11 protein-coding genes are annotated in these 15,032 nt (G+C 44.0%); 7 read left to right on the top strand and 4 right to left on the bottom strand.

Features of this window, described 5'->3' with window-relative positions; all coding sequences use genetic code 11:
* Position 1: 1 nt before the first annotated feature.
* Complete coding sequence (mltF, locus tag EAG18_RS15470) at positions 2 to 1,429, bottom strand: membrane-bound lytic murein transglycosylase MltF (RefSeq protein WP_275557313.1); 1,428 nt, start codon at positions 1,427 to 1,429, stop codon at positions 2 to 4.
* Positions 1,430 to 1,628: 199 nt separating this feature from the next.
* Here mltF and purL point away from each other — a divergent pair, with 199 nt between their 5' ends.
* The 4 genes from purL (at position 1,629) to EAG18_RS15450 (ending at position 8,686) form a co-directional block, all read left to right on the top strand.
* Entirely contained in the window at positions 1,629 to 5,513 is a 3,885-nt protein-coding gene (purL, locus tag EAG18_RS15465) for a phosphoribosylformylglycinamidine synthase (RefSeq protein WP_125253280.1), read from the top strand.
* Between the two features lie 107 nt (positions 5,514 to 5,620).
* A complete protein-coding gene (locus tag EAG18_RS15460; protein WP_125253279.1) occupies positions 5,621 to 8,173 on the top strand; it encodes a YdbH domain-containing protein in 2,553 nt (850 codons plus the stop codon).
* 3 nt (positions 8,174 to 8,176) lie between these two features.
* Entirely contained in the window at positions 8,177 to 8,356 is a 180-nt protein-coding gene (locus EAG18_RS15455) for a YnbE family lipoprotein (RefSeq protein ID WP_010374602.1), read from the top strand.
* 9 nt (positions 8,357 to 8,365) lie between these two features.
* Positions 8,366 to 8,686 (top strand): YdbL family protein, encoded by a 321-nt coding sequence (locus EAG18_RS15450; RefSeq protein ID WP_125253278.1) that lies wholly within the window; start codon positions 8,366 to 8,368, stop codon positions 8,684 to 8,686.
* 67 nt (positions 8,687 to 8,753) lie between these two features.
* Here the strand turns inward: EAG18_RS15450 and EAG18_RS15445 are convergent, their stop codons facing one another.
* Both EAG18_RS15445 and waaA read right to left on the bottom strand, forming a co-directional pair.
* Positions 8,754 to 9,296 (bottom strand): DUF1415 domain-containing protein, encoded by a 543-nt coding sequence (locus tag EAG18_RS15445; protein ID WP_125253277.1) that lies wholly within the window; start codon positions 9,294 to 9,296, stop codon positions 8,754 to 8,756.
* Positions 9,297 to 9,299: 3 nt separating this feature from the next.
* Positions 9,300 to 10,568 carry a lipid IV(A) 3-deoxy-D-manno-octulosonic acid transferase gene (waaA, locus tag EAG18_RS15440; protein WP_125253343.1) on the bottom strand — a complete coding sequence of 423 codons (1,269 nt, stop codon included), beginning with the start codon at positions 10,566 to 10,568 and terminating at the stop codon, positions 9,300 to 9,302.
* Positions 10,569 to 10,715: 147 nt separating this feature from the next.
* Between waaA and EAG18_RS15435 the strand changes: the two genes are divergently transcribed.
* The 3 genes from EAG18_RS15435 to hldE are packed head-to-tail and all read left to right on the top strand — an operon-like array spanning position 10,716 to position 14,242.
* On the top strand, positions 10,716 to 12,161 hold the full coding sequence (locus EAG18_RS15435) for a capsule assembly Wzi family protein (RefSeq protein WP_125253276.1): 1,446 nt from the start codon (positions 10,716 to 10,718) through the stop codon (positions 12,159 to 12,161).
* A gap of 39 nt (positions 12,162 to 12,200) precedes the next feature.
* Positions 12,201 to 12,797, top strand: a complete 597-nt coding sequence (locus tag EAG18_RS15430; protein ID WP_125253275.1) for an SIS domain-containing protein — start codon at positions 12,201 to 12,203, stop codon at positions 12,795 to 12,797.
* Positions 12,794 to 14,242 (top strand): bifunctional D-glycero-beta-D-manno-heptose-7-phosphate kinase/D-glycero-beta-D-manno-heptose 1-phosphate adenylyltransferase HldE, encoded by a 1,449-nt coding sequence (gene hldE / locus EAG18_RS15425; protein WP_125253274.1) that lies wholly within the window; start codon positions 12,794 to 12,796, stop codon positions 14,240 to 14,242. The genes EAG18_RS15430 and hldE overlap by 4 nt, the downstream gene beginning before the upstream one ends.
* Here hldE and EAG18_RS15420 read toward each other — a convergent pair.
* Positions 14,239 to 14,952: a 3-deoxy-D-manno-octulosonic acid kinase gene (locus EAG18_RS15420; RefSeq protein WP_125253273.1), complete on the bottom strand. Its 714-nt coding sequence runs from the start codon at positions 14,950 to 14,952 to the stop codon at positions 14,239 to 14,241. The two genes, hldE and EAG18_RS15420, sit on opposite strands and share 4 nt — an antisense overlap.
* Between the last annotated feature and the right edge of the window lie 80 nt (positions 14,953 to 15,032).

Raw genomic sequence — 15,032 nt, 5'->3', positions numbered from 1 at the left:
ACTATTTTTTAGCGACATCATGAGGTTGTTTTTGGTTCGTTTCGGGGATTGCTTGCGAAGAAGTTATGTTGTCATCAGGAAGGAGTGCGCCATTCTCCTCTAGCCATACTAACGCGTCATAATAGCGGCGAATATTATCTACATACGTAACCGCAACATCACCACGAGCATATCCATATTTTGTATTTCGATAGTAGCGCTTTTTAGTAAGCAGTGGTAGTCGTTTTTTAACGTCAGCCCAGTTATTTGGATCCCCCCCTTGCTCTTTTGTGATAGCGCGCGCATCACGGACATGTCCCCAGCCAACATTGTATGAGGCTAATGCGAGCCAAGTGCTATCTGGTTGCTGTATTTCGTCGGGCATACGATTAAATAGAATACGCAAATATTTTGCTCCACCTTCTATATTTTGCTTGGCGTTGAGGCGATTCGTTACTCCAACTTGTTTAGCTGTCGGTTGAGTTAACATCATGATCCCTCTGACTCCTGTGGGCGATTTTGCTTTTGGATCCCACATCGACTCCTGATAGCTTACTGCCGCAAGCAGGCGCCAATCTATATTGTGTTGTGTAGAATATTCTTTGAACCACTTTAGATAGGTGGGCAGGGTGCTGTGAACAGCCTCTACAAATGCTAGAGTGTTAACATAATTAAATTCTTCAACGTGACCAAAGTACTTTTCTTCTAAAGTTGCTAATAAGTTATTTTTTTTTGCACGAGCAAAAAATGCGGGCAGCAAGGCATAAAGAGAGTCATCTTTTTCACTGCGCATCATCCATGCTACGTGCTCATCTTGGGTAACAGAAAAAGCAATGCTCACTGTTGGGTGATAACGACGAAATAAAGCTAATGAGTGAGAATCTGTAATGGTATAGTCAATCTCTCCATCAATGATGGCTTGTAGTAACTCTTCTTCTCCCTTATCAGACACAACATCCCATGTTAAATGAGGATATTGAATTTTGGCTTCCTCTAATGCAATGACATGGTTGCTATGTGCCAGTACTGTGATAGGTGTGTTTATATCATCAAAGTCTCTTGGCCAGTCTCTGCCTTGTTTGTAGACAAGCTTCTGACTGATCGTTCTGTAGGTTGGGCCAAAGCGATATTGCGCTGTTCTTGAGGGGTGAAAGCTAATCGCTGAAGCGACGATATCGAGATCTCCAGCGTCTAATCTTGCGAATAGTTCATCTAAACTAAAATAGGGGACAATGTGTAATGCAACGCCAAGCTCATTAGCAAACTCACTCGTCAGTTCATACTCAAAGCCTTGCTCTCCAGCGGTACCTTGATAGTAGTTTCCCGGGCCCGCGAGGGTACCAACACGCAATACTTTATTTTGTTTTATCTGCTGTAATTGATTAAGTGGGGCTTTGTCGCACCCAACTAAAAAGAGGACAACAAAGCACATAAAGATGTATTTTAACATGGCCCAGATCTCTTGTGCGCTCGAATTATCAACTTACCGCAGCAAAATCATAATTGCAAAAGCCGAATTAACTTAAGGTAATGATAGATTTGCATGATATTTTCTAGTTTTGACAAATTAGTGTTAATTCCAAGCGCTATTTCCACTATAATGAGCGCCCAAGATATCGTTCAATCCTTAACCCCGGATGAAAATACCTATGTTAATCCTACGTGGTGCACCTGCACTTTCAGATTTCAAAGTCCAAAAGATCCTTAAAACCTGCGCTGCAGCTCAATTACCAGTTACCAATGTTTATGCTGAGTTCATGCACTTTGCTGATTTAACGGCTGAGCTTTCAGAGGCTGAACTAACCAAGCTAAACAGCCTGTTAAAGTACGGACCGACTATTACGGAGCATAAGCCTGAGGGCAAACTGATCTTGGTCACACCAAGAGTCGGCACTATCTCTCCTTGGGCTTCTAAAGCGACAGATATTGCAAACAACTGTGGTCTTACGCAAGTACACCGTGTTGAACGTGGTATTGCTTATTATGTTGAGGGTGAACTAACACAAACTCAGTTTGAAGAAGTTGCGCAGTTACTTCATGACCGCATGACAGAATCGGTTCATACAGAACTTGATGATGCAGCTAAATTATTCCGTACCGAAACGCCTCGCCCAATGTCTTCAGTGGATATTCTTGGCGGCGGCCGTGAAGCATTAGCGGTTGCGAATGTTGAGCAGGGCTTTGCACTTGCTGATGACGAAATTGATTACTTAGTCGAAAGCTTTGAAAAGCTTGGTCGTAACCCTAACGACATTGAGCTTTTCATGTTCGCTCAAGCGAACTCTGAGCACTGTCGTCACAAAATTTTCAACGCCGATTGGACTATCGATGGTGTAGAGCAGCCTAAGTCGCTGTTTAAAATGATTAAAAACACATACGAAACCAATAGCGACAATGTATTGTCGGCGTATAAAGATAACGCTGCGGTTATGACCGGCTCTAAAGCGGGTCGTTTCTTCCCAAATACTGATGGAGAGTACGCTTACCACGAGGAAGATATCCACATTCTGATGAAAGTGGAAACGCACAACCACCCAACGGCGATTGCGCCATTTTCTGGCGCATCAACAGGTTCCGGTGGTGAGATCCGCGATGAAGGTGCAACCGGTCGAGGTTCTAAGCCAAAAGCAGGTTTAGTTGGTTTCACCGTTTCTAACCTTCGTATTCCAGGTTTTGAGCAACCTTGGGAAACTAACTTTGGTAAACCAGGACGCATTGTTAATGCTTTAGACATCATGCTTGATGGCCCTCTTGGCGGTGCAGCATTTAACAACGAATTTGGTCGTCCAAACCTCTTGGGTTACTTCCGTACCTACGAAGAAAAAGTAGAGAGCCATAACGGCGCTGAAGTACGTGGTTACCACAAGCCAATCATGATCGCAGGTGGTTTAGGTAATATCCGTGAAGATCACGTGCAAAAAGGCTCAATCCCTGTAGGTGCTAAGCTAATCGCACTTGGTGGTCCTGCAATGAACATCGGCCTTGGCGGCGGGGCTGCTTCATCAATGGCATCTGGCCAATCAAACGAAGATTTAGACTTTGCTTCTGTTCAGCGTGAAAACCCTGAGATGGAACGTCGTTGTCAGGAAGTGATCGACAAATGTTGGCAGCTTGGTGATGATAACCCAATTGCGTTTATTCACGATGTGGGCGCGGGTGGTTTATCAAACGCATTCCCTGAACTTGTCGACGACGGCGGCCGTGGTGGTAAATTCCAGCTGCGTAATATCCCGAATGATGAGCCAGGCATGGCACCACACGAAATCTGGTGTAACGAGTCACAAGAGCGTTATGTATTGGCAGTTGCAGCGGAAGACTTTGCTCGCTTTGAAGCAATTTGTAAGCGTGAGCGCGCACAATATGCGGTGATTGGTGAAGCGACAGAAGAGCGTCACCTAACCGTCGCCGATAGCCACTTTGACAATAATCCTGTTGACTTACCACTAGACGTATTGCTTGGTAAGCCGCCTAAAATGCACCGTGATGTTGAGTCAAAGCATGTAGAAGGTAAAGCATTAGATACCGCAGGTATTGAACTTGACGATGCAGCTAAGCGTTTACTTCGCCTACCAACGATTGCTGAGAAAACCTTCCTTATCACGATTGGTGACAGAACCGTAACGGGTTTGGTTGCACGTGACCAAATGGTTGGCCCTTGGCAGGTACCAGTGGCTAACTGTGCGGTAACGGCGGCAACTTACGATACTTACCACGGTGAAGCGATGTCGATGGGTGAGCGCACCCCCGCGGCACTACTTAACTATGGAGCATCGGCTCGTCTAGCAGTAGCAGAAGCGCTAACCAATATCGCTGGTGCTAATATCGGTAGCCTCAACAACATTAAACTTTCTGCAAACTGGATGGCGGCTGCGGGTCACCCAGGCGAAGATGCAGGTCTTTACGAAGCAGTTAAAGCGGTTGGTGAAGAGCTATGTCCTGCGCTAGGTCTTACAATCCCAGTTGGTAAAGACTCAATGTCTATGAAGACAAAGTGGGATGAAAATGGCGAAGAAAAGTCAGTAACTGCGCCGTTGTCACTTATCATCACTGCATTTGGTCGTGTTGAAGATATTCGCAAAACAGTCACGCCTGAGCTTCGTACTGATAAGGGTGAAACCAGCCTATTCCTACTTGACTTAGGTGCTGGTCAAAACCGCCTTGGCGCGTCAAGCTTAGCGCAAGTGTACAAGCAACTTGGCGACAAGACCCCTGATGTTGACAGCCCAGAGCTATTAAAAGGCTTCTACAATGCAGTACAAGCGTTGGTTGAATCTGGTAAGCTTATCGCTTACCACGACCGCTCTGACGGTGGTCTATTCACCACTGCCGCGGAAATGGCATTTGCTGGCCACACAGGTGTGAGCATTGAATTAGATACGCTGCAAGGTACTGACATAGAAGTACTATTCAATGAAGAGCTAGGTGCGGTATTACAAGTTCGCAATGATGACATTGCAGCGGTTGAAGCAGTATTTGCCGAGCACGGTATTGCTGATATTGCACATCGCATCGGTACGCTAAATAGTGAAGATAAAATTATCTTTACTCGTGATGGTCAAACGGTACTTGAAAATACTCGCACTGAGCTTCGTACTATTTGGGCTGAAACCACTTACCAGATGCAAGCACTACGTGATAACCCAGATTGCGCGAAGCAAGAGTTTGACGCTAAGTTCGATAACAAAGATCCGGGCCTTAACGTTAAATTAAGCTTTGATCTAAATGAAGACATCGCAGCGCCTTACATTGCAAAAGGGGTGAAGCCGCAAGTTGCTATCTTACGTGAGCAGGGGGTGAACTCGCATCTTGAAATGGCTGCAGCATTTAACCGTGCTGGCTTTGCGGCAATCGACGTACACATGAGTGATATCCTTGAAGGTCGCTTAACACTAGAGCAGTTCAAAGGCCTAGTGGCATGTGGTGGCTTCTCATACGGTGACGTTTTAGGTGCTGGTGAAGGCTGGGCTAAATCAATCCTATTCCATGACTCTGCACGTGAGCAATTCCAAGGTTTCTTCCAACGCCAAGATACCTTCAGTTTAGGTGTGTGTAATGGCTGTCAGATGCTTTCTACATTGAAAGAGCTGATCCCTGGCACGGAAAACTGGCCACGCTTTGTTACTAATAAATCAGAGCGTTTTGAAGCGCGTTTCAGCTTAGTTGAAGTGCAGCAAAGTTCATCAATCTTCTTTGATGGTATGGCTGGTTCTCGTATGCCAATCGCGGTATCACATGGTGAAGGCCATGCTGAGTTTGCAAGTGAAGCAGCGGTACAAACGGCATTGGATTCAGGTTCAGTTGCTGTGAAGTTTGTTGATAACTACGGCAATCCAACTACTCAGTACCCAGCTAACCCGAATGGCTCTCCTGCTGGTATTACGGGTATGACCTCAACAGACGGCCGTGCAACTGTGATGATGCCGCACCCTGAGCGTGTATTCAGAGCAGTGGCAAACTCTTGGCACCCTGATGAGTGGCAAGAAGATAGTCCTTGGATGCGCATGTTCCGCAATGCGCGTAAGCTAGTAGGCTAACGCAGCAATTAGAAAAGGTCACTTCGGTGGCCTTTTTTATTCATGGCTCGATAATTTTCTATCGGGTAAACTCAAAGGAAAATAGCAATTATATTTTAGGGATACGAATGAAAAAGTGGCTTTGGAGCTTAGTGTTGATACTCAGTGTTTTAGTGGGTGTTTACCTTGCCAGAGTTCCTTTGTCGCTCTGGGCTATAAAACACTTTATGCCTGATAATGAAGTTCAGATCAGCTGTCTTGACTGGCGCTTATCGGGCTTCAATCGTATCCATATTACAAAAGCGTGTGTGCAGACAGAGGCGTTTAATGCCCAGCTTTTTGATGCGCAACTAAGCATGCAGCAAGTCAATATTAAAAAAGCTGCTATACAACTGCTTCCGCCCAAAAAGTCAGATGCAGCTCAACCACAGCGCCTTGTTTTGCCACTCGATATCGCCAGACCCAAAATACGTGTTGCCAAACTATCCATACTTGGTGAGCCATTACCAAAGCCATTAGTCGTGTCGATTTCAGAGACCGAGCTGAATCAATTTGTAGTTTCAGGTGACATTGCTGCAGAAGTTACGTTGCAGCCAGAGCGTATTGCTGCAAATGTTGAGCTAAGTGGCGAGTATCTTAGGACTTTGTTACCTCCTCAGATCCAAGCCCTTTCAGGAACTAGCCAACTTGTATTCAATGGCTTGGCTCTGGATGCAGAGATGGAGCTTGAGACTTTACTAGCGCTTGAACAGGCTGAGTGTAAAGGTAGTGCTGCGTATATTGGCGCTGTGTCAGGGCGGTATGATTTAACCAACCAGCAGGGGAAGATAGCACTTGCCGAGCCTATCTCAGCGAAATCAACGCTTGATTGCTTTGATTCTGAATATCGCAAACTGCTACCTAGCACTTGGCAGCTTCGTTTACCGAGTGAAATTATTATTTCTGCGAAAGCAGCCTCGACAGGTTCGCTCGAAGTAATAGGGGAAGATAAGTCGTTACAGCTTGAAGTGAACGAGTTGGCAGTCGACTTAACTGAGCCTTTCATCAATGGTGATATTCGCCTTGAATTTGCCGATGAAAAGTGGGGCGCGCATACACTGGCGGGAGCGCTTAGTGCGCGGCCAAATTTTGTTGATATGAGCGGGGAAATCACAAGTGACCTTCAAAAGCTTACACTGCAAGATGTTATTGCTGAGAACCTTGAGCTCAATAGCCGCTTCAAAATATCGGGTGATCCAACCGAGCTAATTAAAGTTGAAGCTCAGCCGACTATATTCTCAACCCAGTTGTCGACATCAGGTTTAATGATTGATAATCCATCTCTGAAGCTTGATTTACATGCGCAGCTAGATGTGCCAAAACTCAAAAGTGAACATCGTCTACACAGAGTCTTACCTGAGGGAATGAGTTTTGCGATAACGCTTGATTCAACACTGCAAAACCTGAATGTCGAAAATGTCACTGCAAAGCAGAGTACGTTGAGCGGGCGAGTGGTGTTAGAGCCTACACACGATTTTGATATCAACCTCAACTTAATTAGTGCACAGATACAACAGCAGAATTACAAACTGAATGAGTTAGCGCAGACACTCCGTTGGCAAGGCTCTGTCGCGACAGGTGAGATCTTTTCAACCTTGTCGGGCAATACTAAGGTAGCAGAAGTTAACTTAGCTGATCTTAATTTGAAAAATGTGAGCATTGAAAGTAAAGGGCAGCAAAGTCGCGGATTAATGGCGTCACATGTGATTAATATTGATGGTGTAAAGGCGTTGTTTGAGCATCAATACTCAAACTTAAAACATCCAGCACAATTATATGTGCCCACGCAGCAACTCACTCAGCTTCAGCCATACATTGATGCCCTTTTACCCGAATTAAAGATGACGAATGGAAACTTCTATGCAGCACTCGAAGGGGATTTATCCACACGCATATTTACCTTAGATAGTGGCATTCAAAACGGCTCTGCGTTATTTAATGAGCGGCTTATTCAAAATGCAGCGGTTGATGTCTCCGCCCAATTGGGTTCAGCTAATATTCAACTCAAACCAACCACACTGAGTGTTGAAGAGTTGAGAGCTGGGGTTATTGTCCAAGCAATACAAGCTCAACTTCTCAGTGAAGCTGGCATAGTAAAACTCAAAGATATTGGTGCACAAGTTTTTGCCGGTAGCATCAACATTGAAGAAGTTAAGCTTATACCAACGCCGCAGGAGGTTCAGGTATCGTTAGATAAACTGAGTTTAGACCTTATTGCCGCCTCTGGACATGATGCTGGTGTTGAGCTCAGAGGGCTGATCTCGGGCAAGCTACCAGTACAAGTTTCTTCATCTGGGGTACGCATTGATTCTGGTCATATTCATAATGTTAGTGAGGGGCTATTAAAGGTTGAAAATAATGCGTCAATTAATGCGTTAAAAGCGCAGCAGCCCAGCTTACAAACGGTGATAGGTGTACTTGACGAATTAACGATTGAACAGTTGAGCAGTGGCGTAAATTTAAGTGAAGATGGTTGGTTGGATTTAGATGTTAAAATTACAGGAATTAACAAACGCCAACAACAACCAGTAAACTTTAACTATACACACTCAGAAAATGTGTTTACCTTATTACGAGCCTTACGCTTGAGCGACGAGATCACGCGCGAAGTGGAAAATGCGTTAAATAAAGAGGAGCGTTAGTGAATGAAATGGATGCTAGTGATATCAGCTTTATTGGTGTTGAGTGCTTGTACTCATAAGGTGCAAGTAGAAACCAAAGAGCCCATAACGATCAACTTAAATGTAAAAGTCGATCACGAGATCCGTGTGAAAGTGGATAAAGAACTCGACAACTTATTCAGCGAAGACAGTGAGCTATTCTAAGGAGGATTTATGAAGCTTAAAGCAATCTCTACCCTAATTATTGGACTCAGTATGAGCTTCGCCGCATTCGCAATTTCTATTGACGATGCTAAATCACAGGGTCTGGTTGGTGAAACTACATCAGGCTATCTTGGTGTGGTAAAAAATGGCCAAGGTGTACAGCAGTTAGTCAATGAAGTGAATGAAAAGCGCAAACAGAAATATCAACAATTAGCGAAAAAGAACGGTATTACCCTAGAGCAAGTAGAGGCTTTAGCGGCTAAAAAAGCGTATAACAAAACGCAATCAGGCCACTATATTCAAGTGAGTGGCCGCTGGGTGAAAAAGTAATTCTCCCAAAGTCTCATAAGGAAAGGCTGACTTTGCCAGCCTTTTGACTATTTATCCGGAGCTTAGATTATTTACCCTTGTGGCATTGCTGAAGCAAATGCTGCCAGAACGCTTCCCCTTTTCGCCTTGCCAGACGAATATTATTTTCAGGGATCTGCTCCGGGTCGTCATATTCAGCTAATGCTTGAGCCATGCTCTCTTCGCGGATCAAGTGAAGTGTTGGGAATGGTGCGCGGTTCGTGTAATTTGCCGCATCATCTTCATCACTATCAGCAAACACATAATTTGGGTGAAAGTTTGCAATTTGATAAGTCCCCTCAAACCCTTGCGCGACTAATAACGCGTTGGCAAGGTCGACGAGATCCAAAAAGTCGTCAAAATTACTAAACCCTTTATCAAATATAACTAACGTTGTTTCTCGCTCTGGATGGTGGTTTAACTCTGAGCACTGCTCTAGCATATCCATTACGGCATCGTCATAACTTATCGCTTGAGACACGAAATAATGAATGCCATTACTTTCTACTTCTTTTCGAGCGAATGGACAAAAGTTGTATTTCACAATGACTTGGCTAACCCAGTTTTGCATTGTAGAGGTGACTGTATTCATGAATTATTCCAAGCTCTTATTTATTAGTTTCATGGTGTTAGCAATAGCTCCGGTATTTTCAACTAGTACTGATTTAGCGTTAGCACCGGCTTGCGTTCGAAGCGATTTATCTTTAAATAGCGTAATAATCTCAGCGGCAAGCTTGTCCTCATCATCGACTACGATGGCACCTTGTTGCGCGATAAGTTGAGGATATATATGCGCAAAATTATAGGTATGTGGGCCGGTTAAAATAGGCACACCGTGAGCCGCGGCTTCTAGTGGGTTATGACCGCCGCGCTCAATCAAGCTACCACCAATATAGGCGATATCGGCACTGCCAAATAGCCACTTTAATTCTCCTAAAGTATCCGCTAACAAGACCGAGGCTTCTGTGTTTATGTTGTCGCTGCTCTTTCTGGTAAAAGTGATCTCTTGCTCACTGAGGTAGTCAGCAACTGCTTGAAACTGCTCGGGATGACGAGGCGCGATAATGAGTAAGGCATTACTTACTTGCTTTAATACTCGCTGATGTGCAGCAATAATTTGCTCATGTTCCTTAGGATGTGTAGATCCTGCAAGCCAAATTACTCGCTTGGGGTAATTTGCTTGAAACTGTCTTGCTTTTGTAATTTCTTCTTCAGTGATTGAGATATCAAACTTGATTGAGCCGGTAATGTGAAGTTTAGATTGAACAAGCCCGAGTTTGATGAAACGCTCGCCGTCTTCTTCATTATGGGCTGCGAGTCCGTCTATGTTATTTATCAGGCCTTTTGTTAACCAAGCATGCTTTTTATAACCTTGGTATGATTTTTCTGAGAGTCTGGCATTGACGACCAAGGTTTTACATTGACTTTGTTTGGCGTAGTGAAAAAGATTTGGCCACAGCTCAGTTTCCATCACAATCAGGAGTTGGGGTCTTAGAATTGAAAAAAACCGTCTCGTGGCAAAGGCAAAGTCAATAGGAAGATAGCAGGTATGTACTTGAGCAATATTGTTGAATGCTTTTACAATTTCCGCTCTGCCTGTTGGTGTATTACACGTAATAATAACAGGTGTACTCTCACGTGTTTTCAATATCGACTTGATGAGAGGGGTTGCAGCAAGCACTTCACCAACTGAGGCACAATGGATCACAATACTGTGTGGTGGTAAGCTCGCAAGGCCACAACCAAGACGCTCGGTAAAGTTGGCGCGATAGCCAAGGTTTTTTTTACCCCGAATGAAATATAAATAGCTTAATAGAATAGGTGCTAATACAAGCAACAGTAGGGAGTAAAATTGGCGCGCCATGAAAATCGCTTCAGTTTGTAAAATCATGATTTTACCTTGTTCTCACCTAAATTAGAATGAACAACACAATTTTACACAGTTCAACAGATGCCTCTGTGCCTTTGGTTTGGTAATATTTAATCTATTAAATGTAATGGAATGACAAAAATGAATTTAGCTCAAGTACTTGCTTGTTGTGGGATATTTGCTTCAAGTCTGGTTGTAGCAAGTCCTACGGCTTATTTGCCAATTGGTCAAGACCCACTTTTGGAATACCAAATAGACAAAATGTTTGCAATGACGGTAGGAACACCTATGGCAAAGCCTTACCGTATTAGTGAGATCCAGATGAATTTGCTGCAATTAAGGCACATAGATCCGGCCTTACAACACAGTATTAGCCAAGGTATTGCAACGTATCTGCAAGATGATGGGATCACTCAAAAGTCTATTACACTGCGAGTAGATAGTGGTGAAGAGCAGCAAATTGCCAATGATAGAGGGAACATGAGTGGCGAATATGCTGAGCTAGGCATAGCTGGAGTTTGGCGCGGAAGCGACTCGAGTATTTTGCAAATTGGCGCTGAGTATCGCGCAGAAGCAAACAAGCTGGTGGCATACAATACTTTTTACGGTATGTCTTTTGGTAACTTACAACTGAATTTAGGTTACAAAGAACATTGGTTCTCGCCATTTAAACACTCAGCACAGGTTTACTCAAATAATGCGAAACCACCACTGTCAGTCTCTCTGGGGCTGGTTGTACCGATAAAAAATTGGTGGAATTTTGATTTTGAGCTGTTTTATTCGGAACTAGAAAGTGTCGATAAGGGGATCAAATACCAAGGTATCTTACATGATGGAACGCCAAAAGTAGCGGGTACTCACTTTAGCATAGAGCCGATTGATGGTTGGAAAATAGGGCTAAATCGTGTTTTGCAATTTGGTGGCGGCCCTAGAAAGGTCGACTTTAAGGATTTTATAAAAGCGTATATAGATCCAGCAGGAAGTGATAATAAAACCGATGATTTAACACAAGACGATGAGCTTGGAGATCAGTGGGCCACAATTACGACAAGCTTTACTACCAATTATGGCACGCGAGCGCAGTGGTATTTAGAGTATGGTGGTGAGGATACAAACAACCACAAAAACTACTTATTTGGTAACACTGCGACTAGCTTTGGCGTGTATTTGCCACAACTAACATCCACCACTTCGTTACGGTATGAATATACCGACATGGAAAGTCTATGGTATGTGAATGAAATATACGAAACACAAGGAAATAGTATTGATGGTTTCGTTGTCGGTCACTTTGCAGGTAATCATCGCCAGTTTGATGATGGTGCACCCACTCAAGTTCATGTTTTAGAAGGTACCTATCAAGCCGACTATAGCTCACTGTGGCGTGCTAAGCTTTCTGTGATTGATAATGAAAGCAATTATTTTAATGAGCTAGGTGAAACAGGCGCTGAGTATGAGCGAGGGTATGAACTAGAGCTTGCCCACATCGGTGAAGCATACAATAAGCAAATCGAAACCAAATTAACCTTAGGTAAAGATGTCTTTGGTGAGAATTACACTTGGTTATCAGTACATGTATACTGGTAGGTATACACGGGCTGAGCAAAGAAGAGTTTAGGAAAAAATATGTCATTGAATGAACGAGTAGCACAAAGTTACTTAGCGAGTTTACAGCGTCATGTCGACGTGTTCGAAACTATGGCTAACTACCATCAAGAATGTATAGCATTACTAGAAGCATGCCAGAGTACATTGGCAGCTGGAGGAAAGGTTATATGGCTTGGTAATGGTGGTAGCGCTGCGGATGCACAGCACCTGGCGGCGGAGTTTGTCGTGCGTTATAAACTTGAGCGTGGACCTTTAGCATCAATTGCCCTAACTACAGATACGTCTATTCTTACCGCACATAGTAATGACTACCATTTTGACTCGGTATTTGAGCGTCAGGTACAAGCATTGTGTAAGCCGGAAGATATGGTGATTGGCTTAACCACTTCAGGCACCAGTCCAAATATTAATTTAGCGCTACAAGCGGCCAATGATATAGGTGCTTATACTGTTGCGCTAACCGGTCGAACCGGTGGCAAAGTGAAGGATATCGCTAAGTTACCTATCATTATCGCTAATGATGAAACTGCACGTATTCAAGAGGCACATATGTTCATTGGTCATTGGCTGTGTGAAGCTGTAGATATGCTAGTTGAAGCGGAGCAACAAGCATGAACCTAGCGGCACTACAGCAACTTAACCAAGCCAGCGTGTTAGTCGTAGGCGATGTGATGCTTGACCGTTATTGGCATGGCGATACAGGCAGAATATCTCCTGAAGCACCGGTACCTGTGGTTAAAGTGAGTGCGTTGGAAGATAAGGCGGGCGGCGCTGCAAACGTTGCGAAAAATATCGCCCACCTTGATGGCAAGGTTGGATTACTTGGACTCATTGGTGAAGATGACAACGGTAAGACGCTAGAAGCTATTCTAAAACAGGACAACATAGCATCGAGTTTGGTCAGTGTGATTGAGTGTCCAACGATTGCCAAAATGCGCGTGATTAGCCGTCATCAACAGGTGGTGAGACTAGATTTGGAAGAACCTTTTCAGTTGTCACATAGCCAATTATTGCTTGCGCGCTTAAAGCAAGAAATCGACAACTACGACTTCGTTCTGTTCAGTGATTATAACAAAGGCGCATTATCCGCTATTTCAGAGATGATAGCAGTAGCAAAAGCTGCAGGTAAAACTGTGCTTATTGATCCCAAAAATAGTGACTTAAGCTTATATCGAGGCGCTGACTTTATAACACCCAATTTAAACGAATTTAAGTTAGCTGGCGGCGATGCAAGCTCAGAAGAAGCATTAACCACAAGTGCCCGTAAGTTGCTTAAAACTGCTGGGATTGGTGCGATGTTACTGACGCGTTCAGAGCAGGGCATGTCTTTGATCACAGCAACGCAGAAGCATGACTTTCCAGCTCAAGTGCAAGAAGTAAGTGATGTAACGGGCGCGGGTGACACGGTGATCGCCACACTTACGACTATGCTTGGGGCTGGTATGCCTGCTAAAGATGCGGTAGAAGTGGCGAATATTGCAGCTGGGATTGCCGTGAGTAAGCTTGGCGCTGCGACAGTATCACCAGAAGAGCTAAGCCGCAAGCTAGGTCAATATCTACGCGAAACAGGCGAACATTATCAAACACCATTTGAGGAAGTGTTGAAGCATATTTCTTTTGCGAAACAAAATGGTGAAACGATTGTTTTCACCAATGGTTGCTTTGATATTCTCCATGCCGGACACGTTCGTTACTTAGCACAAGCAAAAGCAATGGGTGACAGATTGGTTGTCGGTCTGAATAACGATGAGTCTATAGCTCGTCTAAAAGGGCCTGAGCGTCCAATAAACCCGCTACAGGAGCGCGCTATGGTGCTGTCAGCCCTCGCCTCGGTAGATTGGGTTATTCCATTTGGCAGTATTGAAGAAAATGATACGCCAGCCAAGCTCATAGAGATGATCAGTCCCGATATTTTAGTCAAAGGGGGTGATTACAAAGTAGAAGATATTGCAGGAGCTGGGCATGTTCTTAATCAAGGCGGTAAAGTCGAGGTGTTGCCATTTCTGGATGGATGTTCGACTTCGAACGTGATTAAAAAAGCACAGCTGCAAAAAAGTTAAACGGACGTGCGGTACGCTTGAAGCAGTGCTTGCCACTGATTATCGTCAAAATGAAAGGTCGGCCATTTGCCGGCCTCTTTTTTAAAAGAGCGCTGCAAGCGTTCGATATTTGCCTGTTGCCATGGCGTTGCCGGTGCCAGAATTTTACCTTTATCAAAATCAATGAGAAAGACTTCGCCATCACCACTAAACAAAATATTGTTGATATTTAAATCATCATGGTACGCACCTGCTTGATGAAATTTAGCGATTGTTTGACCTATTTTCTCTAATTCGATGTTTTGAAGAGCGCGGGATTGTAGAATTTCACAAACACTAATCGCATCTTCTACCGCTTCAGTGATGATATCTCCACGGTAAACACCAAACCTAGCTGAGACTCTGGCTGCGATTGGAGCGGGCACAGGTAAGTCCTGTTGTTTTAGGTGCTCAAGTAATTCAAACTCTTGATATACTCGGGTATCTTTCAAACCAAAAAACAAATACTGGTCGCTTAGTAATTTACCAATTAAGCCACCACGATAATAATGCTTGAGCACGACAACCTTATCATCAAGCTTTACAAACCAAGCAGTCGCTCTACCTTGTTTAGAGCCGACAATCGCATTATTTTTTTGCCAATATTCCGGTTCAAACATTTCTGCTGACACCGTCAGCGCTGAGTGAGTGGGGGTAAGTAAAAAATAATGTGATTGCTTAGAGATTTGCACAGTGTCAGAGTTCTTGGTGACTAATTGTTTTATTCTAACGACTTTTCTCGGTCAGTGAAACTTGCAAACTTGTTTGATTA

Origin of the sequence: Pseudoalteromonas sp. J010 (assembly GCF_003934235.1) — a bacterium.
GTDB lineage: Bacteria > Pseudomonadota > Gammaproteobacteria > Enterobacterales > Alteromonadaceae > Pseudoalteromonas > Pseudoalteromonas peptidolytica.
The sequence above is the reverse complement of the archived record's forward strand: the minus strand, read 5'-3'. Positions and strand labels throughout refer to the sequence as shown.

Coding starts and splice junctions, on each gene's coding strand:
- mltF (WP_275557313.1), bottom strand. CDS start 1,429: ATGTTAAAATACATCTTTATGTGCTTTGTTGTCCTCTTTTTAGTTGGG.
- purL (WP_125253280.1), top strand. CDS start 1,629: ATGTTAATCCTACGTGGTGCACCTGCACTTTCAGATTTCAAAGTCCAA.
- EAG18_RS15460 (WP_125253279.1), top strand. CDS start 5,621: ATGAAAAAGTGGCTTTGGAGCTTAGTGTTGATACTCAGTGTTTTAGTG.
- EAG18_RS15455 (WP_010374602.1), top strand. CDS start 8,177: ATGAAATGGATGCTAGTGATATCAGCTTTATTGGTGTTGAGTGCTTGT.
- EAG18_RS15450 (WP_125253278.1), top strand. CDS start 8,366: ATGAAGCTTAAAGCAATCTCTACCCTAATTATTGGACTCAGTATGAGC.
- EAG18_RS15445 (WP_125253277.1), bottom strand. CDS start 9,296: ATGAATACAGTCACCTCTACAATGCAAAACTGGGTTAGCCAAGTCATT.
- waaA (WP_125253343.1), bottom strand. CDS start 10,568: ATGGCGCGCCAATTTTACTCCCTACTGTTGCTTGTATTAGCACCTATT.
- EAG18_RS15435 (WP_125253276.1), top strand. CDS start 10,716: ATGAATTTAGCTCAAGTACTTGCTTGTTGTGGGATATTTGCTTCAAGT.
- EAG18_RS15430 (WP_125253275.1), top strand. CDS start 12,201: ATGTCATTGAATGAACGAGTAGCACAAAGTTACTTAGCGAGTTTACAG.
- hldE (WP_125253274.1), top strand. CDS start 12,794: ATGAACCTAGCGGCACTACAGCAACTTAACCAAGCCAGCGTGTTAGTC.